General features: G+C 61.4%; 26 protein-coding genes and 1 pseudogene. 18 read left to right on the top strand and 9 right to left on the bottom strand.

Features of this window, described 5'->3' with window-relative positions:
- Window positions 1-7: 7 nt before the first annotated feature.
- The 8 genes from paaA (at window position 8) to IB248_RS00245 (ending at window position 7310) form a co-directional block, all read left to right on the top strand.
- Entirely contained in the window at window positions 8-1012 is a 1005-nt protein-coding gene (gene paaA / locus IB248_RS00210) for a 1,2-phenylacetyl-CoA epoxidase subunit PaaA (RefSeq protein WP_192239943.1), read from the top strand.
- Window positions 1013-1115: 103 nt separating this feature from the next.
- On the top strand, window positions 1116-1400 hold the full coding sequence (paaB, locus tag IB248_RS00215; protein WP_018856780.1) for a 1,2-phenylacetyl-CoA epoxidase subunit PaaB: 285 nt from the start codon (window positions 1116-1118) through the stop codon (window positions 1398-1400).
- Window positions 1400-2179: a 1,2-phenylacetyl-CoA epoxidase subunit PaaC gene (paaC, locus tag IB248_RS00220; protein WP_192239944.1), complete on the top strand. Its 780-nt coding sequence runs from the start codon at window positions 1400-1402 to the stop codon at window positions 2177-2179. The genes paaB and paaC overlap by 1 nt, the downstream gene beginning before the upstream one ends.
- Before the next feature lie 15 nt (window positions 2180-2194).
- On the top strand, window positions 2195-2719 hold the full coding sequence (gene paaD / locus IB248_RS00225; RefSeq protein WP_169683656.1) for a 1,2-phenylacetyl-CoA epoxidase subunit PaaD: 525 nt from the start codon (window positions 2195-2197) through the stop codon (window positions 2717-2719).
- A gap of 25 nt (window positions 2720-2744) precedes the next feature.
- Window positions 2745-3821, top strand: a complete 1077-nt coding sequence (paaE, locus tag IB248_RS00230; protein WP_192239945.1) for a 1,2-phenylacetyl-CoA epoxidase subunit PaaE — start codon at window positions 2745-2747, stop codon at window positions 3819-3821.
- 27 nt (window positions 3822-3848) lie between these two features.
- Window positions 3849-4604, top strand: coding sequence for a Phenylacetic acid catabolic protein (locus IB248_RS00235; RefSeq protein WP_192239946.1), 756 nt, complete (start codon window positions 3849-3851; stop codon window positions 4602-4604).
- Between the two features lie 16 nt (window positions 4605-4620).
- Window positions 4621-6678 carry a phenylacetic acid degradation bifunctional protein PaaZ gene (gene paaZ / locus IB248_RS00240; protein ID WP_192239947.1) on the top strand — a complete coding sequence of 686 codons (2058 nt, stop codon included), beginning with the start codon at window positions 4621-4623 and terminating at the stop codon, window positions 6676-6678.
- A gap of 17 nt (window positions 6679-6695) precedes the next feature.
- The gene (locus IB248_RS00245) at window positions 6696-7310 is read left to right on the top strand and encodes a transferase hexapeptide repeat family protein (protein ID WP_192239948.1); all 615 of its coding nucleotides are present in this window, start codon (window positions 6696-6698) and stop codon (window positions 7308-7310) included.
- Window positions 7311-7524: 214 nt separating this feature from the next.
- Here IB248_RS00245 and IB248_RS00250 read toward each other — a convergent pair whose 3' ends face one another.
- The 4 genes from IB248_RS00250 to IB248_RS00260 form a co-directional block, all read right to left on the bottom strand.
- A complete protein-coding gene (locus IB248_RS00250) occupies window positions 7525-8961 on the bottom strand; it encodes a DUF6880 family protein (protein WP_192239949.1) in 1437 nt (478 codons plus the stop codon).
- A 252-nt stretch (window positions 8962-9213) separates the two neighbouring features.
- Window positions 9214-9561 carry a HipA domain-containing protein gene (locus IB248_RS00255; RefSeq protein WP_245267945.1) on the bottom strand — a complete coding sequence of 116 codons (348 nt, stop codon included), beginning with the start codon at window positions 9559-9561 and terminating at the stop codon, window positions 9214-9216.
- Window positions 9515-9682 (bottom strand): hypothetical protein, encoded by a 168-nt coding sequence (locus IB248_RS32325; RefSeq protein WP_245267946.1) that lies wholly within the window; start codon window positions 9680-9682, stop codon window positions 9515-9517. The genes IB248_RS00255 and IB248_RS32325 overlap by 47 nt, the downstream gene beginning before the upstream one ends.
- Window positions 9679-9951: a helix-turn-helix transcriptional regulator gene (locus tag IB248_RS00260; RefSeq protein ID WP_018856771.1), complete on the bottom strand. Its 273-nt coding sequence runs from the start codon at window positions 9949-9951 to the stop codon at window positions 9679-9681. Before IB248_RS00260 ends, IB248_RS32325 begins: the two co-directional genes overlap by 4 nt.
- 144 nt (window positions 9952-10095) lie before the next feature.
- Here IB248_RS00260 and IB248_RS00265 point away from each other — a divergent pair.
- The 3 genes and pseudogenes from IB248_RS00265 to IB248_RS00275 form a co-directional block, all read left to right on the top strand.
- Window positions 10096-10363, top strand: a pseudogene (locus IB248_RS00265) (hypothetical protein); the annotation flags it as partial.
- Between the two features lie 363 nt (window positions 10364-10726).
- A complete protein-coding gene (locus IB248_RS00270; protein ID WP_018856768.1) occupies window positions 10727-12136 on the top strand; it encodes a nodulation protein NfeD in 1410 nt (469 codons plus the stop codon).
- A 26-nt stretch (window positions 12137-12162) separates the two neighbouring features.
- Entirely contained in the window at window positions 12163-12924 is a 762-nt protein-coding gene (locus IB248_RS00275) for a slipin family protein (protein WP_192239950.1), read from the top strand.
- Between the two features lie 87 nt (window positions 12925-13011).
- Here the strand turns inward: IB248_RS00275 and IB248_RS00280 are convergent, their stop codons facing one another.
- The 4 genes from IB248_RS00280 to paaG all read right to left on the bottom strand — a co-directional run bounded on the left by IB248_RS00280 (window position 13012) and on the right by paaG (window position 16299).
- On the bottom strand, window positions 13012-13608 hold the full coding sequence (locus IB248_RS00280) for a TetR/AcrR family transcriptional regulator (RefSeq protein WP_018856766.1): 597 nt from the start codon (window positions 13606-13608) through the stop codon (window positions 13012-13014).
- 104 nt (window positions 13609-13712) lie between these two features.
- The gene (gene paaK / locus IB248_RS00285; RefSeq protein ID WP_018856765.1) at window positions 13713-15023 is read right to left on the bottom strand and encodes a phenylacetate--CoA ligase PaaK; all 1311 of its coding nucleotides are present in this window, start codon (window positions 15021-15023) and stop codon (window positions 13713-13715) included.
- A gap of 35 nt (window positions 15024-15058) precedes the next feature.
- Complete coding sequence (gene paaI / locus IB248_RS00290) at window positions 15059-15508, bottom strand: hydroxyphenylacetyl-CoA thioesterase PaaI (RefSeq protein WP_192239951.1); 450 nt, start codon at window positions 15506-15508, stop codon at window positions 15059-15061.
- A complete protein-coding gene (paaG, locus tag IB248_RS00295; protein ID WP_192239952.1) occupies window positions 15505-16299 on the bottom strand; it encodes a 2-(1,2-epoxy-1,2-dihydrophenyl)acetyl-CoA isomerase PaaG in 795 nt (264 codons plus the stop codon). The genes paaI and paaG overlap by 4 nt, the downstream gene beginning before the upstream one ends.
- A gap of 102 nt (window positions 16300-16401) precedes the next feature.
- Here paaG and paaN point away from each other — a divergent pair, with 102 nt between their 5' ends.
- From paaN to IB248_RS00330, 7 genes are all read left to right on the top strand, one after another.
- The gene (paaN, locus tag IB248_RS00300) at window positions 16402-18060 is read left to right on the top strand and encodes a phenylacetic acid degradation protein PaaN (protein ID WP_192239953.1); all 1659 of its coding nucleotides are present in this window, start codon (window positions 16402-16404) and stop codon (window positions 18058-18060) included.
- 41 nt (window positions 18061-18101) lie between these two features.
- The gene (locus tag IB248_RS00305) at window positions 18102-19250 is read left to right on the top strand and encodes an ABC transporter substrate-binding protein (protein WP_192239954.1); all 1149 of its coding nucleotides are present in this window, start codon (window positions 18102-18104) and stop codon (window positions 19248-19250) included.
- Between the two features lie 67 nt (window positions 19251-19317).
- Window positions 19318-20190: a branched-chain amino acid ABC transporter permease gene (locus IB248_RS00310; protein WP_192239955.1), complete on the top strand. Its 873-nt coding sequence runs from the start codon at window positions 19318-19320 to the stop codon at window positions 20188-20190.
- Window positions 20187-21149, top strand: coding sequence for a branched-chain amino acid ABC transporter permease (locus IB248_RS00315; protein ID WP_210332912.1), 963 nt, complete (start codon window positions 20187-20189; stop codon window positions 21147-21149). Before IB248_RS00310 ends, IB248_RS00315 begins: the two co-directional genes overlap by 4 nt.
- Window positions 21146-21931: an ABC transporter ATP-binding protein gene (locus IB248_RS00320; RefSeq protein ID WP_192239956.1), complete on the top strand. Its 786-nt coding sequence runs from the start codon at window positions 21146-21148 to the stop codon at window positions 21929-21931. Before IB248_RS00315 ends, IB248_RS00320 begins: the two co-directional genes overlap by 4 nt.
- Window positions 21918-22619, top strand: a complete 702-nt coding sequence (locus tag IB248_RS00325; RefSeq protein ID WP_018856757.1) for an ABC transporter ATP-binding protein — start codon at window positions 21918-21920, stop codon at window positions 22617-22619. The genes IB248_RS00320 and IB248_RS00325 overlap by 14 nt, the downstream gene beginning before the upstream one ends.
- 4 nt (window positions 22620-22623) lie before the next feature.
- Complete coding sequence (locus IB248_RS00330) at window positions 22624-24654, top strand: 3-hydroxyacyl-CoA dehydrogenase NAD-binding domain-containing protein (RefSeq protein WP_192239957.1); 2031 nt, start codon at window positions 22624-22626, stop codon at window positions 24652-24654.
- 45 nt (window positions 24655-24699) lie between these two features.
- Here IB248_RS00330 and IB248_RS00335 read toward each other — a convergent pair whose 3' ends face one another.
- On the bottom strand, window positions 24700-25446 hold the full coding sequence (locus IB248_RS00335) for a CpsD/CapB family tyrosine-protein kinase (protein ID WP_018856755.1): 747 nt from the start codon (window positions 25444-25446) through the stop codon (window positions 24700-24702).
- Window positions 25447-25522 lie beyond the last annotated feature (76 nt).

Here is a 25522-nt window from a genome sequence, read left to right on the forward strand (position 1 = left end):
ACGAACCATGTACGCACAGATGGTCAAGACCGACAGCGCCCGCGTCAAGACGCTCGATGAAATGGATCCGGTCGAACGCGCCTTCCAGGAGCGCATCGACGCCGGCCAGAAGATCGAGCCGAAGGAATGGATGCCGGAAGGCTATCGCAAGACGCTGATGCGCCAGATCAGCCAGCATGCGCATTCCGAAATCGTCGGCCAGCTGCCCGAAGGCAACTGGATCACCCGTGCCCCGACGCTCGAGCGCAAGGCGATCCTGCTCGCCAAGGTTCAGGACGAGGCCGGCCATGGGCTTTACCTCTACTGTGCGGCCGAAACGCTCGGCATCAGCCGGGACGAGATGTACGAGCAGCTGCACAGTGGCAAGGCGAAATACTCCTCGATCTTCAATTACCCGACACTGAGCTGGGCCGACATCGGTGCGATCGGCTGGCTGGTCGATGGCGCGGCGATCATGAACCAGGTGCCGCTGCAACGCTGTTCCTACGGGCCTTACGCCCGCGCCATGGTCCGCATCTGCAAGGAAGAAAGCTTCCATCAGCGCCAGGGCTTCGACATCCTGATGAAGATGGTCAAGGGCACGCCCGCCCAGAAGGAAATGGTCCAGGACGCCTTGAACCGCTGGTGGTGGCCATCGCTGATGATGTTTGGCCCGTCAGACGACGCATCCGTGCATTCGGCCCAGTCCATGTCCTGGAAGATCAAGCAGAATTCGAACGACGAGCTGCGCCAGAAGTTCGTCGACCAGACAGTGCCGCAGGCCGAATATCTCGGCCTGACGGTTCCGGACCCGGATCTGAAGTGGAACGAGGAAAAGGGCGGTTACGACTTCGGCGAACCTGACTGGACCGAGTTCTTCGCCGTCATCGCCGGCAACGGTCCGTGCAACGCCGAACGCCTCGGCGCCCGGCAGAAGGCATGGAACGATGGCGCCTGGTTCCGGGACGGTCTCGTTGCCCACGCCGAGAAGATGACATCGCGTCGCGCCACTCAGCGCACCGCAGCCGAATAATGCGTCCGGACGCCTCGGCGTCCGCTCCAAGCAGTCGCAAGTCTTAACAATACGCGATTTCCGGGCCATGGCCCGTGAGAAACGCAAGACGGGAGAAATGTCCATGTCCAGCGAATGGCCTCTTTGGGAAGTCTTCATCCGCGGCCAGCACGGCCTCAATCACCGGCATGTCGGCAGCCTGCATGCGCCCGACGCCGAAATGGCCGTCAACAACGCACGTGACGTCTACACCCGCCGAAATGAAGGCGTGAGCATCTGGGTGGTACGCTCGAGCGACATCACCGCCAGCGCGCCTTCGGACAAAGGGCCACTCTTTGATCCCTCGAATTCGAAGGTCTATCGTCATCCGACGTTCTTCGACGTTCCCGAAGAAGTGGGGCATATGTGATGAGCACTGCCTCCAACACGGCCGTGAGCCAGACGGCACTTTTCGAGTTTCTGACACGCATGGGCGACAATGCGCTGATCCTCGGTCATCGCGTTTCCGAATGGTGCGGGCATTCACCGGCGCTCGAGGAAGACATTGCGCTTTCCAACACCGCGCTCGATCTGATCGGCCAGACACAACTCTGGCTCGGACTTGCCGGCGAAGTCGAAGGCCGGGGCCGCAGTGCCGACAATCTCGCCTATCTGCGTGATGCCCGCGACTTCCGCAACGTCCTGCTGGTCGAGCGTCCGAATGGCGATTTTGGCAAGACGCTGATGCGTCAGTTTCTGTTCGACGCCTGGCATTTCCTGATGCTGAAGGCGCTTTGCGGCTCGACCGACAAGCGCATTGCCGAAATCGCGGAAAAAGCCACGAAGGAAGTTGCCTATCACCTCGATCGCAGCCGCGATCTGATCATCCGCCTTGGCGACGGTACCGCCGAGAGCCATCGTCGCATGCAGGAAGCGCTTGACGATCTCTGGGCCTATACCGGCGAACTCTTCATCGGCGACGCGTCCGACGCGGAGCTCGTCGCCGCCGGCATTGCGCCGGAGCCGGAAAGCCTGAAGCCCGCCTGGGATGAGCTTGTCGGCGAGGCCCTGTCCGAGGCAACGCTCAAGAAGCCTTCCGATGGCTTCATGCACAAGGGCGGCAAGCGCGGCCTTCATACCGAACATATGGGCTTCATCCTGGCCGATCTGCAATTCCTGCAGCGCGCTTATCCGGGCGCGACCTGGTAACGGAAGGAGGCGGTCATGACGGCCGTAACTTTGCCTTCGACATCAGACGTCTGGCAGTGGCTTGCAGAGGTTCCGGATCCCGAGATTCCGGTGATCTCCCTGGTCGATCTCGGCATTATCAGGCATGTCGCATTCGATGACGACACGCTGGTTGTGACGGTAACGCCGACCTATTCTGGCTGTCCGGCAACCGCGATCATCAATCTCGACATCGAGCGGGCGCTGCATGAGAAGGGCATCGAAAAGCTGCGGCTGGAACGCCAGCTTTCGCCGGCCTGGACGACGGACTGGATCAGCGCCGAAGGTCGCGAAAAGCTCAAGGCCTATGGCATTGCGCCGCCTGTCGATGGCACCGCGATCGACGGGATCCTGCGCCAGCGCGTCGACCGGCTCTCTGGCCGCTCCAATCTGACGATCGCCTGTCCGCGCTGCGGATCGGCAAACACAGAAAAGATCAGCCAGTTCGGCTCGACGCCCTGCAAGGCGAGCTATCGCTGCACCGACTGTCTGGAACCATTCGATTATTTCAAGTGCATCTGACCCTTTGCCTAGTGAGGTCCGCAATATGGCACGTTTCCATTCCCTTCAGGTCACCGACGTCAAGCGCGAGACGCGCGATGCCGTGGTCGTCACCCTTGCTCCGCTGGACGAGGACCGCGGTGCGTTCGATTTCACGCAGGGCCAGTATCTGACGTTTCGCCGCCAGTTCGATGGCGAGGAACTCCGCCGCTCCTACTCGATCTGTGCCGGGCGTGACGAAGGTATCTTGAGGGTCGGCATCAAGCGGGTCGACGGCGGCTGCTTTTCGACCTGGGCCAATGAAGAGCTCAAGATTGGCGACACGATGGAAGCGATGCCGCCGATGGGCGCATTCTTCACGGCGATCGAGCCCGAAGTTTCCAAGAGCTACATCGGCTTTGCAGCCGGTAGCGGCATCACGCCGGTGCTCTCCATCATCAAGACCACCTTGGCGCGTGAGCCCCATTCGCGCTTCACGCTCGTCTACGCAAACCGGCAGATCAGCTCGATCATGTTCCGCGAGGAGCTGGACGATCTGAAGAATAGCTATCTCGGTCGCCTGTCCATCCTGCACGTGCTGGAAAGCGAAGCCCAGGATATCGACCTCTTCACGGGGCGTATTGATACCGACAAGTGCGCAGCATTGTTCAGGCACTGGATCGATCTGAAATCCGTCGACACCGCATTCATCTGCGGTCCGGAACCGATGATGTTGACGATCGCCGCTGCCCTTCGCGACCACGGAATGCGCGAAGAGCAGATCAAGTTCGAGCTCTTTGCGTCCTCGCAGCCAGGCCGGGCGCGCCGAAAGAGCGAAAGCGCTGCCTTGGCGGATCGCGACGCGGCGTGCGAGGCAACCGTCACCCTCGACGGTGCAACCCGTGTCTTCAAGATGCCGAAGCAGGGGCAAACGCTGCTGGAAGCCGCGCTCGAGAACCACATGGACGCGCCATACGCCTGCAAGGCAGGTGTCTGTTCCACCTGTCGGGCCAAGGTGATCGAGGGCGAGACCGAGATGGAGGTCAACCATGCGCTCGAGGATTACGAAGTGCGCCAGGGCTATGTTCTGACCTGCCAATGTTATCCGCTGAGCGACCGGGTCGTGGTCAGCTACGACCAATAAGGCGCGAAAGCGAGGGAGGAATAGCCAATGTCCGATACGATGCCGATCGAGGAATACCTGCTGAAGGGTGGCGTGCTGACGTCGCCTGACAATGTGACCCCACGCTATCGCGGCGAGCTTTTGCGCCTGATGGCAAGTTTCGTCGATAGCGAGCTTGCGGGTGCAGCCGGCTTTGCCGACACGATCAACGACGCGCCAGGGATCAAGGAGCGCATCGCCTCTGCCAAGATCGTGCTCGAAAAAACCGACCATGCCGGTCGGGTCCTCGAGATCATGGGCAGCTTTGGCGCCGACACCGGCCGATACGCCGTCCATCATCCCTGGGACGCCCGGCTGGAGCGCGACGCCGATATCGGTGCGGCGCGTCAGGGTGGCGACATGCGCCTTTCGGTCTTCCACTATCCCCTGCATGGCTGGATCGACGCGGTTGTCATGAACGTGCTGATGGGTACGGCAAGTACCATCCAGCTTCGCGAACTTGCCCGCGTTTCCTACCAGCCACTTGCCGAAGTGTTCCGCGCCATTCTACCCAGCGAGGCGCATCACACCGAACTCGGCATCGAGGGATTGAAGAAAATTGCCGAGACGGAAGACGGATCAACGGCAGCGCGCAAGGCAATCGCCTATTGGCGCCCGCGCGTTGCGGCAAGCTTCGGGCTCTCCGGCTCGGCGCGCTACGAAACGCTGGCTCGCTTCGGCCTTCGCCACACACCCAACGAGACGCTGCTATCCGAATGGCAGGCGGCCGTTGATGCGCAGCTTGCTGCGCGCAATCTGAACTGACCGGAAGGATAAGACGATGAACGTCCTGGTAAACCCGCCGCGCCGCCTCGAAAGCTATGTTTATGGCCGCTGGGTTCCCGGCACGAAGGATGGCGCCGAACTGCTCGACGCTTCGACAGGCGTACCGGTTGCATTGATCGATTCCACCGGCGTCGACTTTGCCGCATCTCTGGCCTACGGCCGCAAGAAGGCTGGCCCGGCCCTGCGTCGCATGTCGTTTCATGAGCGTGCCGCCATGCTGAAGGCACTTGGCCAGGCGCTGATGGAGAGGAAGGAAGAATTCTACGCCCTTTCCTCGGCCACCGGTGCGACGAAGGCAGACAGCTGGATCGATATCGATGGCGGCATTGGAACTCTCTTGTCCTATGCCTCAAAGGGACGGCGCGAGTTGCCGAATACGCGCGTGCTCGTTGACGGCGACGTGGAAAACCTGTCGCGCGACGGCACGTTTGCCGCCCGGCACATCCTGTCGCCGCTGCAGGGCGTCGCCATTCACATCAATGCGTTCAACTTTCCGGTCTGGGGCATGCTGGAGAAGCTGGCGCCGACCCTGCTTGCCGGCATGCCGGCTATCGTCAAGCCGGCGAGCCAGACGGCCTATCTGACCGAACTGGTCGTGCGCCGCATGGTCGAGACGGGCCTGCTTCCCGAAGGCGCCGTGCAACTTGTCTGCGGCTCCGTCGGCGATCTTCTTGATCATGTCGACGGACAGGATGCCGTCACCTTTACCGGTTCGGCCTGGACCGGCCGCAAGCTGAAGACGCATCCGGCAATCATCGAGAATTCGGTCCGCTTCACCATGGAGGCCGACAGTCTCAATGCCTCTGTCCTCGGTCTCGACGCGGCCCCTGGCACCGAGGAGTTCGACCTTTTCGTCAAGGAAGTCTCCCGCGAGATGACGGCGAAGGCCGGCCAGAAGTGCACGGCGATCCGCCGCGTCATCGCACCTCGCGCCTATTGCGACGCTCTTGTCGCCGCTCTTGGCGATCGTCTTGGCAAGACGGCGCTCGGCAATGCCGCCGATGAAAACGTCCGCATGGGCCCGCTCGCAAGCCTTGCCCAGCGCGACGAGGTCCGCGCCCGCATCCGCGATCTTCTTGCCGATGCAGAGATCGTTGCCGGCGATCCGGACAATCCCCACGTCGTCTCCGGAGACGCTGAGGCCGGAGCCTTCCTCAATCCAGTGCTGCTATACTGCGACAAGCCTTGGGACGCCCGGGCTGTTCACGACGTCGAAGCCTTCGGCCCGGTCAGCACGGTCATGCCCTATGACAGCGCCGAGGAGGCTGTCGACCTTGCCCGCCGCGGCAAGGGAAGCCTGGTATCCTCGGTCTTCACCAATGATCCGGCCTTTGCCGAAGAGGTGGTTCTCGGCATGGCGCCCTTCCACGGCCGCGTGCTGATCGGCAACCGCGTCAGCGCCAAGACCTCGACCGGCCATGGCTCACCGCTGCCGGGTCTCGTGCACGGCGGCCCCGGACGCGCCGGCGGCGGCGAGGAGTTGGGCGGACTACGTGGGGTCAAGCATTACATGCAGCGCACTGCGGTCCAGGGCTCGCCAACGCTTCTTTCCGCAGTCACCGGACGCTGGGTTGCGGATGCCGAGGTCCGCAAGGATGGCGAACATCCCTTCCGCAAGTCGCTCGCCGAACTGCGGATCGGCGACCAGCTTGTCACCGGAACACGCACCGTCACGCTTGAGGATATCGAGCACTTCGCCAACTTCACCGGCGACACCTTCTACGCCCATATGGACGAGGAAGCCGCCCGCGCCAATCCGTTCTTCGATGGGCGCGTTGCCCATGGCTACCTGATCGTCTCATTTGCTGCCGGCCTCTTCGTCGACCCGGCCCCAGGCCCGGTTCTCGCCAATTACGGCGTCGACAACCTGCGCTTCCTCACGCCGGTCAATCCGGGCGATACGTTGCAGGTGAAATTGACCTGCAAGGAGATCAATCCGCGCATCGGCGCCGAGCACGGCGAAGTGCGCTGGGACTGCAATGTGACCAACCAGAACGGTGCGACGGTCGCCCAATACGATGTTTTGACGATGGTCGCCAAGACGAAAGACTAAGACAAGGGACTGATCAGATGGCTATGGTCTATTCCTATGATGGCGTCGTGCCTGTGATCCATCCGGCGGCCTTCGTCCATCCGGCCGCGGTGATCATCGGCGACGTCATCATCGGACCGGCCTGCTATGTCGGGCCTTGCGCCGTGCTGCGCGGGGATTTCGGGCGCATTGTCATGGAACGCGGTTCGAACGTCCAGGAGACCTGCGTCGTGCACAGTTTCCCCAATGTCGAGGTTGTGATCGGCGAGGAAGGCCACATCGGGCACGGCGCCGTGCTGCACGGCTGCCGGATCGGTCGCAACGCCATGGTGGGAATGAATGCGGTCGTCATGGACGAGGCTGTCATCGGCGAAAATTCGATCGTTGCCGCCATGGCTTTCGTCAAGGCAGGGGCCGACATCCCGGCAAACAGCCTGGCGGTCGGCTCGCCGGCCAGGGTCGTCCGCGAGCTCAGTGAAAAGGAAATCGCCTGGAAACGCCAGGGCACAGGCGTTTATCAACGTCTCGCCCTGGAGGCCAGAGACAAGCTTCAACCGGCCGAACCGCTCAGCGAACCGGAGGAAGACCGGCGACGGATCCAGGCGCCTGAATATGATCCATTGATCCTGGAACGGCTGAAATTCCGCGATTGAGGCAAAGCACGCTTCACCCAAAAAGGGCGACGGATACTCGAGTGTCAGAAGCCTTTAGGATTGTCTTTGGCGGCGGGCAAGACATTGATTTCGCTTACTGCGCCGGGATAATCCTTGGCACCCTTCCAGATGCGTCCTACGCGTGATCGACAACATCCGTTGGATCGCCACCATGAGGAAGCTCAGAAGACATTGGCCAACATGAGCGCAATACTCACGACACCAGGCTCCAAAATCCCGACTTCCTTCCGTAGTCGCGCTTGATGTCCACCATATACACCTCATGTGGCCGAAAGCTGCCGAAATCCTCGATCTGACTCGCCAGGGACCGGCATTCTGCAAGGTGTCGTGCCGCGTGCTTGTAACGGCTCGATCGGCCGCTCTCCAAAGTAAAGTCGATCATTGATCGCAGCAAGATCGTCGCGGCCAGTGGTTGTTTCGTCGAAAGCGCTTCCGCAGCCGGCGTCATCAACTCATAGAGGTCGCCATCCAGTTCCGCCGCCCGCTTCGTAACGAGCTTTGACGCTTCCGCCAATGAAGGCCAGCGCAGGAAGAAGTAGAGAGCGCGATGAACGTCCGGGAACGCTTGGGCGTAGGCGAACGCCCTCTCCTCCGCTTCCAGATCGTCGAAGTCCGGCAAGCGGCGCGCATAGGCGCGCAGGTGGTCGTCGTTCAGGGACTGCTCGAAGCACTCCCAGCGAAACGCCTGGGCTTCGTCGTTGCGCCCCAGGGCTTCCAGTGCCTCGGCACGGGCAAGCTGCCATTCGAAGGGGACATCCGCCCGGCCTTTCGCATCAACCTTCTCGAGGGCTTTCAGTGCTTCCTCAGCCCGTCCCGCCGAGACCAGACGGTTGGCGATGTCAGCCGCGACCATCGGCGCTCCATGTGTCCTTTCCGGCTGCTGCGCAATATAGGCATCCACATCACCCTGGGCGTCGGCTATTTCCTGCAGCGCGATACGAATGGTCAGATCCTGGTGATTGCCGTAAACCTCGTCCTCGTAGATCGGGCCAGCGCTGCTCCAGCCGATGACCTGCTGATCTTTCTTGGCCGGCTTCTCCCTGGGCTCGTTCGACCAGCCGACAAAGAGAGCCTTGAGACGCTCCAAACCTTCATTCGCCAGCGCCGCCACCATTGCAGTAATCAGCCGGTCGAACTGGCCGTAAGCATTGCTTTGAACTGCCTTGAATATCTTCTCGGCCAGGACATCGGCATCGATATTCGCCGCCTTGGCGATCGCGCCGGCGTCGATGCAGGCTTGATGGAAGCTCTGGATCAACGAGCCGCTGCCATCGTCCGATCGCTGAAATAGAGGATCCGCAACCGCTAAAAACTGCCAGATTAGCTCAAACGCTCCTGCGGGATCGTTGGGCGCGACGGTTTCGACGATCGACTTGCGCTGGGTCTCCAGGTCGGTCCTGGTCGCCTTCACCTTTCGCCAATCAACGAAGGTCCTGGCGCGTGCAATGCTGGAAAGCCTCTTGCGAACCTCCCTGGCAACTTCGGCGCAGCTATGGTTGCCAGCAAGCTCCATACGAAGCCGACGCTTGTGCGCAGCGCTGCCGGTGCTGATTTCCATGAGAAGCTCGGCGAGGCGTTGCACGCCGAGAGCTTCAAGGTTCTTCGCATTAAGTGTCGTCTTGGCTGCCATGGGTCTTTGATGATTTGTGTCGCGCGGACGTTACCCCAGCGCACCACGAAGTCCAAGACGAGAGTGCCGGGATAGTCCTTGGTTTCCCTCCTGGACCTATCCTTTGATAGGCGATAGTCGGCTGACGGCCCCACTACAGTCTCTTGCCGCAACAGCGACCGTACCGTCTCATTTTCGGAAGAATCGGCAGTTGTGTGAGCGCAATATTTGCAAGAGAAGCGGAAATAATTTCCGCCCTCCGTGCTTTCCTGGCTATCCGCGACATTGGACCCGTATTCGCCGACACCGCTTTCGGACGGAATTGATAATCTTCTCGAGGACTCTCACCGGATCGCCAGCCAGAGCCTCGACTTGCGGCGCTACGTCGTCGCACGCGGCGCTGACACGCTCGGCAAGTTCCACAACGCGCCTCAACGTCGATGCACCGCTTAATCCAACCTCGTCTGCCAGGGCCTGCCAATCCGCTCGCCGTAGGTCCGGAGCGTTGAACCGGCCGGCGATCCCCTGCGGCAAACTTTGGTCAACCTGGCGGTACGCAGCCGCGCACATCAGGTCATAGAGCGGCGCCATCTTCGCTGACCCGCCAGCACCGATCAGGATGGAATAGTTCTTGGCATGGGAATCCGAATTGCAAATCAGCACGTTGAATATAGTCCAGTCGCCACTCGCCATCGAAGGTCAGGTGGGCGACGGGGAGGGCTTCGTAGAAGATCGTCGTCATCGACCGTCACCGAAGGTCGGCAGGAAGTCCAGGTCATCGTCAGGCGAGGCCGGGGCGGCTTGGGCCGTCCTGAGATCGCCGATCTCGATGCCGACAGTGCGCGCCACGATCAAGGACTTTTCAAGCTGGCAGCTTGGCTTGCCGGATTCGAGCTCGACGATGAAGCGCTCGCCGGTGCCGGACCGGGCGGCAAGCTCGGTCTGTGTCCAGCCAAGCGCCTTCCGATTTTCCCGGATGGCGGCGCCGAAATCGCGTGCGGACCTGAACATCGAGCATCTCCAGAGGTGGCTTACCGTACAGGAAGATTCCCGTTAGATCAACGCAAGACTTACCGATCGGGAAGCGCGTGTCCGAAGGCATAAAAATCACCCCGATCGGGAAGTTTTGCGCATCCGGATACTCTTGCGCGTGTGGTACAAGCCGAGGATGCGATCAAGCTCGCAGTGATAGAAGCCTTCAACGAGGCGAATATCTTGAAGCGAGAACTAGCCCGCCGCCACGGCAAGACCGAAAATGAAGCCAGACGGATCTTGGATCCTGACCATCATTCCAAGCTTGGTCGGCTGCAGGATGAGATGCAGGCGCTCGGCAAAACCCATCGTCGTTTCGGTTCTCGAAGCGTGCTTGAAACAGAAAAAGGCGCGGACCAGGAGCCGCGCCTTTTTTCCTCACAAGGCCTAATTATCAATATCCGCCTGCACCACCGCCTCTGGGAAAGAGTGCCTCAGGCGGCATCGTCCGACCGGCATTCCCGTTGACGTTTCCGATGCCGTTGATTTTCCGGACGCCGCGATCAATCGCCTCGAGAATTCTGCCGGCTATCGACGCCGCAAACTGGTCGCCAGCTGCACAAGTTTCGCTGCCAGCGCATTACCTGCCTTTGATCCGGATTGCTCGATCGCACTCCCAGCCTCGCGACCGCCTTGAGCAAAGCGACCCTCGATACCCTCGAAGACATTCAAGCTGTTCGCCCCGGACTGTGACGCTTTTCTTTCTCTTTGTGATTTCTGGCTCTTTGTGATTTCTGGGATATACTGGAAAATCATGAGCGTTCCGCATGTGGTAGCGCTGAGCTTGAAGCGTTGGCGGTGGGTGCCGCCAATCCTGATCTCGTTGTTCTTGCTGCTCTTAGCTCCAGGCATCTTCACGCTGTCGGCGTCGGCGCAATCCAATCGCGCTGCGGTCGTCCTCAAGGTGAACGGCGCCATCGGACCTGCAACGGCAGATTATGTCGTACGGGGCCTTCAGCGTGCCGACGGACATGCCAGCCTGATTATCCTTGAGATGGACACGCCCGGTGGCCTCGACACGTCCATGCGGGACATCATTCGCGCCATCCTTGCCTCGCCCGTCCCAGTCGCCGGCTTCGTCGCACCGAGCGGCGCAAGGGCTGCCAGCGCCGGCACCTATATTCTCTATGCAAGCCACATTGCCGCAATGGCGCCAGGCACGAACCTCGGAGCAGCCACACCGATCGCGCTCGGGGTGAACCCTTTTGGCGGCGATGCAAAACCCGGGAAAGAACCGGACAAGCAAAATGACAAGCAAGCCGAGCCTCCAGCCAGTGCCAGCGAAAAGAAGATCATCAACGACGCGGTGGCGTATATTCGCGGGCTTGCGGAATTGCGCAATCGCAACGCCGACTGGGCAGAGCGGGCGGTGCGGGAAGGCGCGAGCCTTTCATCGACCGCAGCGGTGCGCGAACATGTCATTGATTTCACGGCGGTGGATGTCAACGATCTCCTTGCGCAGGCACAGGCGCGCGTGGTGCGGGTCGGTCAGACAGACATGCGAATTGATACCGCCGGTTTGACGGTACAGGAATTCGAGCCGGACTGGCGAACACGCCTGCTTTCGGTGATTACCGATCCAAACATCGCAATCATCCTGATGATGGTTGGTATCTATGGCCTCATCTTCGAGTTTCTTGCGCCCGGGACGATGTTTCCCGGAACGATCGGCGGCATCTCACTCCTTCTTGGTCTCTATGCCCTGGCATTGCTTCCGGTGAGCTTTGCCGGCATCGGGCTCATCATCCTCGGCGTCGGATTGACGGTGGCCGAGATGCATTCGCCAAGCTTCGGCGCTCTGGGCATCGGCGGCGGGGTAGCCATGATCCTCGGCGCAACCATTCTGTTTGATACGGATATGCCGGGCCTTCAGGTTTCGCGCCCTGTACTTGGCGCAATCGCTCTTGCCAGCCTCGCTTTCAGCCTCCTCGTTGCACGCCTGGCATTTGCCTCGCGGTGGCGCAAAGTCGCGACGGGCGCTGAGCAGATGATCGGTATTTCGGGTCAGGTCGAGAGTTGGGCCGGGCCCACAGGCTATGTCATCACGCATGGCGAGCGCTGGAAGGCAATTTCCACCGAGGCGCTCGCCGCCGGGGACGCTGTCGAGGTGATCGCCCGCAACGGTCTGACCCTCGAGGTCGAGAGACGCCCCGACAAGAGCTAGCGGCCGGAAGAGAGCAGGAGAACGTCATGGCTTTGTTTGCAGATCTTGCCTTTTATCTTGTGGCGATCCTTATCTTGCTCGTGATCATTGCATCCGCGATCAAGATCCTGCGGGAATACGAACGCGCTGTCGTTTTCACGCTTGGCCGCTTCACAGGCGTCAAGGGACCCGGCCTGATACTCCTGATCCCCTACGTCCAGCAAATGATCCGGGTCGACTTGCGCACGCGGGTACTCGATGTGCCGAGCCAGGACGTCATTTCTCATGACAATGTCTCGGTCCGTGTCAGCGCGGTGATCTACTTCAGGGTCATTGATCCCGGAAAGTCGACGATACAGGTCGAGGACTTCATGATGGCGACAAGCCAGCTTGCCCAGACGACCCTACGCTCCGTCCTCGGCAAGCATGATCTCGACGAGATGCTGGCGGAACGTGACCGGCTCAACCTGGACATTCAGGAAATCCTTGACGCTCAGACGGATGCCTGGGGCATCAAAGTCGCCACTGTCGAGATCAAGCATGTCGACATCAACGAATCGATGATCCGCGCGATTGCCCGCCAGGCGGAAGCCGAGCGCGAGCGCCGCGCAAAAGTCATCAATGCCGAGGGTGAACAGCAGGCGGCTGCAAAGCTCCTCGAAGCGGCCCAAGTCCTCGCCAGGCAGCCAGAGGCCATGCAGCTGCGCTATCTGAACACCTTGAACGTCATCGCAAGCGAGAAGAGCTCGACGATCCTGTTCCCCTTTCCGATGGAGTTCGGCAATCTCATGGCTCCCAAACCGAAATGATCAACCTTCAGGCTTGGCCCGCCGGTCATGATCATCTCAAGGGGCTTTATGGGCGACCGAAGCGCAATAGGCGAAACGCCGCGGGCCCTAGCGGACCGCCTTGACGCCCTCGAGGATCAGGGTCGTGGCGATATCGGCATACTCGTCACGGCTGACCTGGCCGCCTGGGCGAAACCACATGTAGACCCAGTTCATCATGCCGAAGAGCGACATCGTCACTGGCATCAGCAGAGGCTTGCTGGCATTGAGGTCGGGGTTGATCTCGATGATGGTATTGGAGAAGCGCTTGACGATCCGGCGCTCGATGGCGCGCAGCTCGTCCAGCTGTTCTTGCGACAGCGCACTCGTGCCGTTCAGCTGCACCTTGTGCTCGTTGTCCGCATCGCGATAATTCTCCAGGACTTGCCGCACCAGCAGCCGAAGTCGCTCCTGAGGCGTCAGGCTGGGCTCGTCTGCGGCGGCAACGGCAGCTTCCAGTTCCTCGAGATGGTTGCGAATGATATCGAAAATCAACGCGTCCTTGCTCGGGTAATAGTGATAGAGGAGGGCTTTGGAAACATTGCTGCGCGAGGCAATGTGGGCCATGGAGGCTTTCTCCATTCCCATCTCCGCAAAGACGGCAGCGGCGCTGCTCAAGAGGCTGCGTTGTTTCTCTTCAAAATCGATCGCGCGCGTTCGTGCCATATTATCCTGCGTTCCTGTTTTTCCTCCGCGCCCCCACGCGATGAGCCGAAGGGCTCGTGATTTGCGCTTCCCGGAATGATCATCACGCCGGGAAGCAATCGCCTCTATTCCTTTGGCCTGTTGTCGACGACCCGCTTTGCCTTGCCCTCGGATCGTGCGACTCCACCCGGGTCGCGAATCTCGATCTTCGTGGTAACACCAACGACACTCTTGATGTAGTGGGCAAGGGATTTTGCCGAGGAGGCGCGTGCAGTTTCATCGGCGGCCTCGGGCGTGCACTCGACGTGAACCGTCATCTGGTCCATGCGGCCGGCGCGGCTGAGCTCGATCTGGAAATGCGGGGCAAGCCCCTGACACTTCAGAATCTGCTCCTCGATCTGGGTCGGGAAGACGTTGACGCCGCGAAGGATCATCATGTCGTCGGAGCGGCCGGTGATCTTTGCGATGCGCCGCATGGAGCGGGCCGTGCCGGGCAGCAGCCGCGTCAGGTCGCGCGTGCGGTAGCGGATGATCGGCAGGCCTTCCTTGGTCAGCGTCGTGAAGACAAGCTCGCCCATTTCGCCATCGGGAAGGACCTCGCCCGTCGCCGGGTCGATGATTTCAGGATAGAAATGGTCTTCCCAGATGTGCAGCCCGTCCTTGGTCTCGACGCACTCACTGGCAACGCCGGGACCCATGACTTCGGACAGGCCATAGATATCGACCGCATGCATGTCGAACGACTGCTCGATTTCCTGACGCATCGCGTTCGTCCAGGGTTCGGCGCCGAAGATGCCGACTGCCAGCGAGCTCTCGCGCGGGTCGATGCCCTGTCTGTGGAACTCGTCGAGGATGGAGAGCATATAGGACGGCGTCACCATGATGATGCGCGGCCGGAAATCCTGTATCAACGTGACCTGACGTTCTGTCATGCCGCCCGACATCGGCACGACGGTACAGCCAAGCCGTTCGGCGCCGTAGTGGGCGCCAAGGCCGCCCGTGAAGAGCCCGTAGCCGTAGGCGACGTGGACCATGTCTCCAGGCCGGCCACCGGCAGCACGGATCGAGCGCGCCACCATATCCGCCCAGACGTCGATGTCCTTCTGCGTATAGCCGACGACCGTCGGCTTGCCCGTGGTTCCCGAAGATCCATGGATGCGCGTCAGCTTCTCGCGCGGCACGGCAAACATGCCAAAGGGATAGGTATCGCGAAGATCCTTCTTGGTCGTGAAGGGGAACTTTGCGAGATCGGCCAGCGACTTCAGATCCGACGGATGGACGCCCGCTTCGTCGAAACGCGCCCTGTAGAAGGGCGAATTCTCATAGGAATGGCTCAGTGACCACTTCATCCTGGCAAGCTGAAGTGCGGCGATCTCGTCACGCGATGCTGTTTCTATCGCCTCGAGGTCGCCAGGGCGGGGTGAAAGGTCTTCCATGTCTGTCTCTCCTCCGAGATGAATGACCGGCGGCTTTACGCCTCTTCCGGCAAAAGGGTGCCCTTGACGGTGCGCGAATGGCCACGGAACTCGGCAATGTGCTCGCCGTTCTGATTGGTCACGTTGATATCGTAAATGCCGCCACGCCCGCGCCGTGAAACCTCCCGCGCGGTTGCCGTCAAGCGGTCGCCGGCAAAGGCCGGTGCGATGTAGGTAACCGAGCAATGCTGCGCGACGGCCCGCTGATTGTAGGTATTGCAGGCGAAGGCGAAGGCGGAATCGGCCAGCGTGAAGATGTATCCGCCGTGGCAGGTTCCATGGCCGTTGGTCATCTCCGGCTTGATAACCATCGAAATGACCGCCATGCCGGGCGCCACACGTTCCATCGCCATGCCAAGGCGACGGGAGGCATTGTCGTCGCGCCACATGGCGTCTGCGCAGGCGTTCGCAAGCTCCTCGGCCGTGAGAATGATCCTGTCGGTCATTGTCCCTTGAACTCCGGCTTGCGCTTTTCCAGGAAGGCGGCGACGCCCTCGGCATAGTCGGCACTGCGTCCAGCTTCGCGCTGCAGATCGCGTTCAAGCTCAAGCTGCTCATCGAGCGAATTGGTTGCCGCTGCCTGGATCGCGCGCTTGGTCATGCCGAGACCCTTTGTCGGTCCGGCAGCGAGTTTGGTGGCAAGGGTCCTGGCTTCATCGAGGAGTGCCGCATCGTCGACCGCCTTCCAGATCAGCCCCCAGCTTGCCGCCGTTTCCGCGTCGAGCGGCTCGGCGGTCAGCGCCAGCGCCTTGGCGCGCGCTTCGCCAAGCAGGCGTGGCAGGCTCCAGGTGCCGCCGGAATCGGGTACGAGGCCGATCTTGGCGAAAGCCTGAATGAACCGCGCCGAGCGCGCCGCCAGAGTGACATCGCAAGCAAGCGCGATATTGGCGCCCGCACCCGCGGCAACGCCATTGACGGCACAGACGACGGGCTTTTCCAGCGTCCTGATCAGCCGGATCAGCGGGTTGTAGAAAAGCTCGATCGTGCGTCCCAAGTCGGGGGCCGCCCCACCCTTGCGCGGATCGCGGTCGCCGAGGTCCTGCCCCGCGCAGAAGCCGCGACCGGCGCCGGTCAGAAGCACAGCCCGAACGGATGCATCCCGATGCGCACGTTCGAAGCCTGCCCTGAGCGCCAGATGCATCTCTTCATTGAAGGCGTTGAGCTTGTCTGGACGGTTGAGCGTCAACGTAAGGACGCCATCGGCAAATGCCGATTGGACGGTGTCGGATTCGGACATGTTTCCTCCAGTTCCGCCAGGATCGGGCGGTTCATGAAAAAACTCTTGCATAAACCGACCGGCCGGTCAATTATAAATCCACAGCATGAGAGGAACATGTGAATGGATGCCCTTTTCGACCGCCACCAGCCAACCCTTGCCGCAGCCCTGAAGGCTTCGCAGGAACGCGGTTACTGGTCGGCCTATCCTGAAATCCCGAGCGGCAAGATCTATGGCGAAACCGCCAAGGACGAGGGCCTGGCATCCTACAATGCCCGGCTCGGCAAGCCTTTTGCCTTGCCTGGCCATCCGGAGACGGCGAAGGTCGGCGCGGAAGTTTCCCCATTCGGCCCGACGCTCGCAATCACCTATCCGGCCGCAGATGCAGACACGCTGATCGCCGCCTCGCAGGCTGCGGCACCCGCATGGGCGGATGCGGCGGTCAAGACCCGCGTCGGCATCTGCCTCGAAGTTCTGGCCCGCCTCAATCGCATCAGCTTCGAAATCGCCAATGCCGTCATGCACACGACGGGACAGGCCTTTGCCATGGCATTCCAGGCTGGCGGACCGCATGCACAAGACCGCGGCCTCGAAGCCGTTGCCTATGCCTTCGCAGAGATGACCCGCACGCCGGCTCAGGCCATCTGGACCAAACCGCAGGGCAAGGCCGAGCCGATCGTTCTGGAAAAACACTGGCGGATCGTGCCGCGTGGGATCTCGCTGGTGATCGGCTGCCAGACATTTCCGACCTGGAACAGCTATCCAGGCCTGTTTGCCAGCCTCGCGACCGGCAACACCGTCATCGTCAAGCCGCATCCGGGCGCAATCCTGCCATTGGCGATCACGGTTTCGGTCATTCGCCAGGTGCTTGCCGAAGCGGGATTTGACGCCAATATCGCGCTTCTGGCAGCCGATGCGCCGGGCGCCGAAATCACCCGCGACCTCGTTGAGAACAATGCGGTACAGCTCATCGACTACACCGGCTCGAACAGCTTCGGCGATTGGGTGCGCAAGCATGCCGGAGACGCTCAGGTCTACACCGAAGAGGCTGGTGTCAATTCGATTGTCGTTGCCGGCACCGATGACTTTGCAGGCATGTGCGCCAACATCGCCTTTTCTCTCTCGCTCTACAGCGGCCAGATGTGCACCGCCCCGCAGAACATCTTCGTTCCAAGGAGCGGCATTGAGACCGATGAGGGCCACAAGAGCTTCGACGACGTAGCAAAGGCAATTGCCGCTGCCATCGACGACCTTCTTGCCGATCCGGCACGCGCCGCCGGCGTCTGCGGCGCGATCGCCAACCCGGCGACGCTTAAGCGCATCGAGACCGCCCGCAGCCTCGGAACGCTCATTCGCGACTCTGCCCCGGTCACGACAGGCGATGCACGCACGGCAACGCCCCTCGTCCTTGCCGTCGATGCCGACAAGACGGATGCGCATGAGGAAGAGCGCTTCGGTCCGATTGCCTTCATCGTCGCCGTTGCGGATGTTGCCGGGGGCATCGAAAAGGCAGCAAGCCTCGCCCGTCGCAAGGGTGCGATCACCGCGGCACTTTATGACACCGACAGCAGCCGCATCGACGCTGCTTGCGACGCCTTCGCCAGGGCAGGCGTCAATCTCTCGATCAATCTGACCGGCGGCATCTTCGTCAATCAGAGTGCTGCGTTCAGTGATTTCCACGTCACCGGCGCCAACCCGGCCGGCAATGCCAGCCTGACAGACGCGGCCTTCGTGGCCAACCGCTTCCGCACCGTCATGTGGCGCCGTCCGAAGGCGGCGTGACGACTTTGACTTAACCTTTGTTCTCTTGGGAGGAGACTGACATGAAATTTGCGATGACCACCGCGCTCGCGGGCACGCTTGCGCTTGGGCTTGGCTTTGCCGGCGAAGCCCTTGCCGACATCCGCATCGGAGCGACTGTCTCGGAAACAGGACCCGCCTCGTTCCTTGGCGACCCTGAAGCCAAGACGCTGAAGCTCTTGGTCGACGAGATCAATGCGGCAGGCGGCGTTCTCGGTGAAAAGCTCGAGCTTGTCATCTACGACGACGGCGGCGATCCGAACAAGGCACGCACCTTCGCAACGCGTCTGGTCGAGGACGACGAAGTCACAGCGGTCATTGGCGGCACCACCACCGGCACCTCGATGGCGATCATCCCGGTTGCCGAAGATGCCGAGATCCCATTCATCTCGCTTGCTGGCGCCATCGAAATCGTCGACCCGGTAAAGCCCTACACCTTCAAGACGCCGCACACCGATCGCATGGCCTGCGCAAAGATCTTCGACGACATGAAGAAGAAGGGCTTCACGAAGATCGGCATGATCTCCGGTTCCGACGGCTTCGGCGCCTCCATGCACAAGCAGTGCCTGGCCATCGTTGGCGACTATGGCATTGAAGTGGTTGCAGACGAAACCTATGGGCCGAGCGATGCGGACATGACCCCGCAGCTCACCAACATCAAGAACACGTCAGGCGTGCAGGCAATCCTCAACCCGGGCTTCGGCCAGGGTCCGGCAATTGTCACCCGCAACTACGCACAGCTCGCCGTCGGTCTGCCGCTTTATCAGTCGCATGGTGTCGCCTCCAACGGCTTCATCGATCTGGCTGGCGCGAGTGCGGCCGAAGGCATTCGCCTGCCGGGTACTGCCCTGCTGGTGGCCGACCTCCTGCCGGAAAACGATCCGCAGCGCGCGGTCGTTGCCGCCTACAAGAAGAGCTTCGAAACAGCGACGGGCAAGCCGGTATCGACCTTCGGTGGCTATGCGCATGACGCGCTGCGCATCCTCGTCGACGCGATCAACCGTGCGGGCAAAGCCGATCCCGCAGCCATTCGCGAAGCCATTGAGCAAACGAAGGGCCTCGTCGGAACGACCGGAACCGTCACCATGACGGCGGACGATCACCTCGGCCTAGATCTCACGGCCTTCCGCATGCTGGAGATCCGTGACGGTAGCTGGAAGATCGTCGACTAAGTGCTGAGCCGTGCTTTCGGGAGCGCGTGGCGCTCCCGATCAGGCGCGGTGCAAAGGGAGGCAGCCAATGGCCGAGTTCATGCAATTTCTGCTGTCCGGGGTGACGGTCGGTGCGGTCTACGCGCTGGTGGCCCTCGGCTTCACCATCATCTACAACGCATCCGATGTCGTGAACTTCGCCCAGGGCGAATTCGTCATGCTCGGCGGCATGATCACCGTCTTTTCCTATCAGGCGGGCATTCCACTGCCGCTGGCGGCGATCCTTGCCATCCTCGTGACGGCGGCGATCGGGGTCGCACTCAACAAGCTCGCCATCGAGCCCGCGCGCGGTGCCCCCGTGGTGTCCCTGATCATCATCACGATTGGCGCCTCGATCTTCATCCGCGGCCTGACGCAAATCGCCTTCGACAAGCAATTGCATCGCTTCCCCGCCTTCTCGGGCGAAACGCCGATCGCAATCGGCGGAGCGACGATCCTGCCGCAGAGCCTGTGGGTCGTTGCCGGCGCGCTCATGGTCTTCATTGGCCTCCGGCTGTTCTTCACCAAGACGCTCACCGGCCGCGCGGTGCTCGCGACCGCCAATAACCGCATTGCCGCGCAACTGGTCGGCATCAACACGCGCTACATCATGACGCTGAGCTTCGCGCTTTCGGCCGCGATCGGCGCCTTGGCAGGTGTGCTCGTCACGCCGATCACGCTGACCAGCTATGATGTCGGCATCTCGCTGGCGCTCAAGGGCTTTGCCGCCGCCATGCTGGGCGGGATGGGCAACCCCAAGGGAGCACTCGTGGGCGGCCTGCTTCTCGGCGTCCTCGAGGCAATGACCGCCGGCTACATAAGCTCACAATACAAGGACGCGGCTGCCTTCATCGTGATCCTTGCCGTCCTCTTCGCCATGCCGCAGGGCATCTTTGGCCGCAAAGTCACGGATCGGGTATGACGATGAAGCTCTCCTCGAAAACCATCACGCTGCTTGTGCTGACGCTCGTCGTCGTCGCCCTGCCCTTCCTGTTTCCCTCCTCCTACTATTTCCGCGTCGGCTCACTGATCTTCGTCAACGGACTTGCGGTGACGGGTCTTGTCATCCTCACCGGATATGCCGGCCAGATCAGCCTCGGCCATGCCGGCTTCGTCGGGATCGGCGGCTACAGCTGTGCGCTTGCGCCTCTTCACATCGGTCTGCATCCAGCCTTGGCCGTCATCCTTGGCGCCGTGCTTTCCGCCCTTGTCGCCTGGCTGGTCGGACGGCCCATCCTCCGGCTGAAGGGATACTATCTGGCCGTCGCAAGTCTCGGACTTGGTGCCCTGGTTGCCATGGTGCTTGCCAATGAAACTGGATGGACCGGTGGTCCTGACGGCATTGCCGTTGCCGACCTCGGATTGCGGCCGCTCCTGAAGTCACTCGGTCTCGACATGTCGAACCCGGTCTTCTGGTATGCCTTTACCGGTTTCATCATGCTGATCGGCGCCTGGCTCGCACTCAACCTCTTTCACAGCCCGACCGGGCGTGCGCTGCGCGCCCTTCACGGCTCGGAGGTCGCTGCCCGCACCGTCGGCGTCGATGTCGCCAAATACAAGCTGAGGGCCTTCGTGATCTCAGCCGTCTACGCGTCGGTTGCCGGTTCCCTGCTGGCGCTGCAGAACAAGTTCATCACCCCGGATGTTGCCGGCTACATGCATTCGATCGAGCTCGTCACCATGGCGGTTCTCGGTGGTGCGGGTTCCGTTGTCGGGGCGATCCTCGGGGCCGCCATCCTGACGACGCTGCCTCAGGTCCTGACCGTCTTTCAGGAATATGAGCAGCTCGTGCTCGGCCTCATCATGATGCTCGTGATGATCTTCATGCGCGACGGCCTGCTTCCGAGCCTTGCGCGCCTGATCAGAGGGAGGGGAGAATGAGCCTGCTTCAAGTCGAAGGCCTCGGGATCGACTTTGGCGGCCTGCGCGCCGTCAATGATGTGAGCTTTTCCCTGAAGGCTGGCGAAATCGTCTCGGTGATCGGACCGAACGGCGCCGGCAAGACGACCCTCTTCAACATGATTTCGGGCGTCTACCTGCCCGGCCGCGGGCGTATCCTGCTCGCAGGGGAGGATGTCACTGGCCTCGGGCCGCATCTGCTCGCCGAACGCGGTCTCTCCCGCACGTTCCAGAACCTGCAGATATTCCAGACGATGACGGTGCTTGAGAATGTCACCGTCGGTCATCATCTGCACGAACGGGGATCAATTCTCGCCGATCTCCTCGGGCTCCCGGGCTCGCGCCTGAGAAGCCAGGCCTCGGAAGCCGGAGCCCGCGAACTGCTTAAGCGGGTTGGCCTAGCCCAGGCAGCCGAGAGAACTGCGGGCTCCTTGTCCTACGGTGCGCTGAAACGGCTGGAGATCGCCCGCGCGCTTGCCTTGCAACCACGCGTGCTGCTTCTCGACGAGCCGGCGGCCGGTTGCAACGCCGTGGAAACGGATGAGATCGATCACCTGATCGCCGAGGTGGCGGCAGAGGGCGTTTCCATTCTGCTTGTGGAGCACGACATGAAGATGGTGATGCGCATTTCGAACCATATCGTGGTGCTCGATCACGGCGAGAAGATCGCAGAAGGAGAACCGGCAGCGGTCGCCCGCAACCCGCGGGTCATCGAAGCCTATCTTGGCGCGCAAGCGGTGGAGGCGGCTGATGTTGACGGTTGAAGGATTGCGCTCCCGCTATGGCCGCATCGAGGTTCTGCACGGCATTGATCTTGAGGTCGGCTCCGGCGAAATCGTCACCGTGGTGGGGGCGAACGGCGCTGGCAAGACGACGCTTCTGCGTTGCCTTTCCGGCATACAGCCGGTGTCATCAGGTTCCATTGTGTTTCGCGGCGAGAGCCTGAACAGTGTTCCAGCCTATCGCCGCCCGGCGCGCGGCCTCGCGCAATCGCCGGAGGGACGGCAGATCTTCACGAACCTCTCCGTCGAGGAAAATCTGCGCCTCGGCGCCTTCCTGTTCTCCGACGACAAGGTCGAACGGGACATGGAGGAGGCATTCGTCATGTTCCCGGTGCTGCGCGAAAAACGCAATCTGGCGGCCGGGGGCCTGTCCGGCGGTCAGCAGCAGATGCTTGCGATTGCGCGTGCCCTGATGGCCCGCCCCTCCTGCCTGCTGCTCGACGAGCCAAGCATGGGACTGGCGCCGATCCTCGTCGCCCAGATCTTCGAGGTGGTGAAGGGCCTGCGTTCGCTCAACGTCACTGTGCTCCTCGTCGAACAGAACGCCTTTGGCGCGCTCTCGATTGCCGACCGCGGCTATGTGATGGAGACTGGCCGTATTACAATGTCGGGACCAGCTCAGGACCTGATTGCCGACGAACGAATTCGCGAAGCCTACCTGGGAATTTGACATCATGACAGTGACCATCGAACGAAACGGCGACATTGCCATCGTCACCATCGACAACCCGCCCGTGAACGCCTTGTCGCAGGCGGTGCGGCAGGACCTGTGGAATGCGGCCGAGACGCTGGACGCCGACCCTTCGGTGCGCGCAGTGGTCCTGATCTGCGACGGACGGACGTTCATTGCCGGCGCCGATGTCAACGAATTCGGCAAGCCGCCGATGCCCCCTCACCTTCCCGATCTCGTTGCTCGTATCGAGGCAGCGGTAAAGCCATGGGTTGCTGCAATTCATGGCAGCGCGCTCGGTGGCGGCTTCGAAGTGGCGCTCGGCTGCCGCTTTCGCATAGCCGTGCCGTCGGCAAGCGTCGGGTTGCCCGAAGTCCGCCTCGGCATTGTTCCGGGTGCCGGGGGTACCGTGCGCCTGCCACGGCTGATCGGACCGGCGCTTGCAACCGAGATGGTCACAACGGGTACGCCCGTGGCAGCGCAGAAGGCGCGGTCTCAAGGGCTGATCGATGCCATTGTCGAGGGTGATCTGGAAAAGGGGGCGATCGACTTTGCGCGTTCTGCCATCGATCAGTCCCTTCCACTTCCGCTCCGCCAGCGCGGCGTGCCGGCCGTCGACGCGACGTTCTGGGAAACGACCTCAAGGGCGGTCGCCAGCCGCGCCAGGCGTGAGGAAGCACCGCTTCGCGCGCTCGCCTGCGTGAGGAAGGCGGCGGAGGCCGATTTCGACACAGCGATGGCTTTCGAGCGCCAGACATTTCTCGAATTGCGCGGCTCACTCCAGGCCGCAGCCTTGCGCCACGTTTTCTTCTCTGAGCGGGCAGCACCCCGGCCGCCTGAGCTTGCAGGGGTCGAGCCCCGGAAGATCCGTTCTGCCGCTGTCATCGGCGGCGGCACGATGGGCGCAGGTATCGCGGCCGCCCTTCGCGACGCGGGCCTGCCGGTGACGCTTGTGGAGCGCGACGAGGCTGCGGTTGAACGCGGCCTTTCCAACCTGCGTTCGATCTTCGAAGGCGCGGTCAAGCGCGGCAAGATCAGTCCAGACGTTGCGGCAGCCCGCCTGGCCGGTGTAACGGGCACGACCGACTACGGCCAGCTGGCCGCAACCGACCTGGTCATCGAAGCAGTGTTTGAGGATCTCGACGTGAAGCGCGAAGTCTTCAGCAGGCTTTCGACGGTCTGCCGCGCCGATGCGGTGCTTGCCACGAATACGTCCTACCTTAACCCCGAGCAGATCGCGGCAGGCATCAGGCACCCGGAGCGCTTCCTCGGGTTGCACTTCTTCAGCCCGGCACATGTCATGAAGCTGCTGGAGATCGTACCGACCGCCCATACCGCGCCCGCAACCCTTGCAACCGGCTTTGCACTTGCGAGGATGCTGAACAAGATCCCTGTGCGCGCCGGCATCTGCGATGGCTTTATCGGCAACCGGATCCTGAAAATTACGCGCGCCCAGGCCGAACGCCTGTTGCTGGCGGGCGCGACACCACAGGCGGTCGATGCAGCGATGCGCAGCTTCGGGCTGCCCATGGGGCCCTTCGAGGCCCAGGACCTCGGCGGCCTCGACATTGCTGCTTTCCAGCGCAAGGCGGCGCGTGCCCGCGGCGAGACGCCCTTCGCGCGGATCGCGGAACGGCTTTGTGCTCTGGAACGCTTTGGCCAGAAAAGCGGCGGCGGCTGGTACGACTACGCGAAGGGCGATCGCACGGCGAAGCACTCGGATATCGTCGCCGACATCATTGCCGGGGAAGCTCGGGAAACGCCGCAGCGAGGGTGGGATGAAGCCAGCATCATCGACTGCATCGTCCTGCCGATGGTCAACGAGGCCACGAAGATCCTCGACGAGAAGGTGGCGCTAAGGGCTGAGGACATCGACCTTGTGGAAATCCACGGATACGGCTTCCCGCGCTGGCGCGGTGGCCTGATGCATTATGCTCAAGGGCGGGGACCTGCCGAAATCGCTGCAAAACTCGAGGAACTTGCTGCAGATGGTCTGGCCGAACCGCCATTCAAATTCCAGGGTGTTTTACGCTAGCAGGGTATCTCCCAGCAAGGAGACGGGGAAGGACGGCCCTTTCTGCTAATATCCGTATTGCTCGTGGCTGTACTCGCTCTTGTTCAGAACGACGCCCAGCAGGTTCGTTTTCTCGCGCAGGCTCTGCTCGCAGATGTCCACCTCACTTATCGTACTTTGATCGGAAGCAGCGACGAGAATGACACCGTCCACATTCGGCAGGAACGCAAGCACATCATCGGTCGATAGCATCGGGGGCAAATCATACAGAATGACGTCCGGCCTTATCTTCTGACGCATTTCTTGCAATGACTGGGCAGCCGCAGCACTTTGAAGGAGTTCCGCTGAAAACTGAACCGGCTGCCGGTTTGGTCCAATTGCGAGGTTATCTCCGCAGCGGAAAAAGGTTTCGCGCAAGCCAGCCTTACCCTTCAGGAAACTCTCCATCGAGCCTGGATTTTTGATCGCAAGCGACCTGCCGATCTGAGGGCGCCGCAGATCAAGATCCACAAGAACAGTCCGACAATCTCTCTGATTGGCAAGGCTGAACGCGAGATTGAGCGCAATACACGTCTTCCCACACGCTGGGGTAGCCGATGTGATGGCAACTGACGACCAGTTATTTTCCTTCAGAAGACGAAGCAGCTTCGTCCGCATCATGTCAAAGGCTGCGTGGGCCGGCGACTGCCGATTCAAGGTGATCACACGATTGTTGGCTGCTGCATCGAGGTCGATGACAAGCTGGGAAAGACCCTCCCACGCCCCTCCCACAACCTCCAATTGTTCCGGCAACGCCAAACTCCGATCGTCCATTTCGACAATTCCTCTACCACGTGACGATCTGCCAACTGATTCCATTAGACGTCCTCATTGCCCGCGTCGATCTGTG

It is taken from the genome of Rhizobium sp. RHZ01, assembly GCF_014851595.1.
In the GTDB taxonomy this organism is placed as follows: Bacteria; Pseudomonadota; Alphaproteobacteria; order Rhizobiales; family Rhizobiaceae; genus Rhizobium; species Rhizobium altiplani.

Excerpts from the sequence above, each read along its gene's own strand:
- IB248_RS00315 (WP_210332912.1), top strand. The coding sequence starts at position 20,187 with ATGACGATGAAGCTCTCCTCGAAAACCATCACGCTGCTTGTGCTGACG.
- paaD (WP_169683656.1), top strand. The coding sequence starts at position 2,195 with ATGACGGCCGTAACTTTGCCTTCGACATCAGACGTCTGGCAGTGGCTT.
- IB248_RS00250 (WP_192239949.1), bottom strand. The coding sequence starts at position 8,961 with ATGGCAGCCAAGACGACACTTAATGCGAAGAACCTTGAAGCTCTCGGC.
- IB248_RS00245 (WP_192239948.1), top strand. The coding sequence starts at position 6,696 with ATGGCTATGGTCTATTCCTATGATGGCGTCGTGCCTGTGATCCATCCG.
- IB248_RS00325 (WP_018856757.1), top strand. The coding sequence starts at position 21,918 with ATGTTGACGGTTGAAGGATTGCGCTCCCGCTATGGCCGCATCGAGGTT.
- paaN (WP_192239953.1), top strand. The coding sequence starts at position 16,402 with ATGGATGCCCTTTTCGACCGCCACCAGCCAACCCTTGCCGCAGCCCTG.
- IB248_RS00320 (WP_192239956.1), top strand. The coding sequence starts at position 21,146 with ATGAGCCTGCTTCAAGTCGAAGGCCTCGGGATCGACTTTGGCGGCCTG.
- paaK (WP_018856765.1), bottom strand. The coding sequence starts at position 15,023 with ATGGAAGACCTTTCACCCCGCCCTGGCGACCTCGAGGCGATAGAAACA.
- paaE (WP_192239945.1), top strand. The coding sequence starts at position 2,745 with ATGGCACGTTTCCATTCCCTTCAGGTCACCGACGTCAAGCGCGAGACG.
- IB248_RS00275 (WP_192239950.1), top strand. The coding sequence starts at position 12,163 with ATGGCTTTGTTTGCAGATCTTGCCTTTTATCTTGTGGCGATCCTTATC.
- IB248_RS00330 (WP_192239957.1), top strand. The coding sequence starts at position 22,624 with ATGACAGTGACCATCGAACGAAACGGCGACATTGCCATCGTCACCATC.
- paaI (WP_192239951.1), bottom strand. The coding sequence starts at position 15,508 with ATGACCGACAGGATCATTCTCACGGCCGAGGAGCTTGCGAACGCCTGC.
- IB248_RS00260 (WP_018856771.1), bottom strand. The coding sequence starts at position 9,951 with ATGTTCAGGTCCGCACGCGATTTCGGCGCCGCCATCCGGGAAAATCGG.
- paaC (WP_192239944.1), top strand. The coding sequence starts at position 1,400 with ATGAGCACTGCCTCCAACACGGCCGTGAGCCAGACGGCACTTTTCGAG.
- IB248_RS00280 (WP_018856766.1), bottom strand. The coding sequence starts at position 13,608 with ATGGCACGAACGCGCGCGATCGATTTTGAAGAGAAACAACGCAGCCTC.
- IB248_RS00310 (WP_192239955.1), top strand. The coding sequence starts at position 19,318 with ATGGCCGAGTTCATGCAATTTCTGCTGTCCGGGGTGACGGTCGGTGCG.
- IB248_RS00335 (WP_018856755.1), bottom strand. The coding sequence starts at position 25,446 with ATGGACGATCGGAGTTTGGCGTTGCCGGAACAATTGGAGGTTGTGGGA.
- paaB (WP_018856780.1), top strand. The coding sequence starts at position 1,116 with ATGTCCAGCGAATGGCCTCTTTGGGAAGTCTTCATCCGCGGCCAGCAC.
- IB248_RS00270 (WP_018856768.1), top strand. The coding sequence starts at position 10,727 with ATGAGCGTTCCGCATGTGGTAGCGCTGAGCTTGAAGCGTTGGCGGTGG.
- IB248_RS00305 (WP_192239954.1), top strand. The coding sequence starts at position 18,102 with ATGAAATTTGCGATGACCACCGCGCTCGCGGGCACGCTTGCGCTTGGG.
- paaG (WP_192239952.1), bottom strand. The coding sequence starts at position 16,299 with ATGTCCGAATCCGACACCGTCCAATCGGCATTTGCCGATGGCGTCCTT.
- IB248_RS32325 (WP_245267946.1), bottom strand. The coding sequence starts at position 9,682 with ATGACGACGATCTTCTACGAAGCCCTCCCCGTCGCCCACCTGACCTTC.
- paaA (WP_192239943.1), top strand. The coding sequence starts at position 8 with ATGTACGCACAGATGGTCAAGACCGACAGCGCCCGCGTCAAGACGCTC.
- paaZ (WP_192239947.1), top strand. The coding sequence starts at position 4,621 with ATGAACGTCCTGGTAAACCCGCCGCGCCGCCTCGAAAGCTATGTTTAT.
- IB248_RS00235 (WP_192239946.1), top strand. The coding sequence starts at position 3,849 with ATGTCCGATACGATGCCGATCGAGGAATACCTGCTGAAGGGTGGCGTG.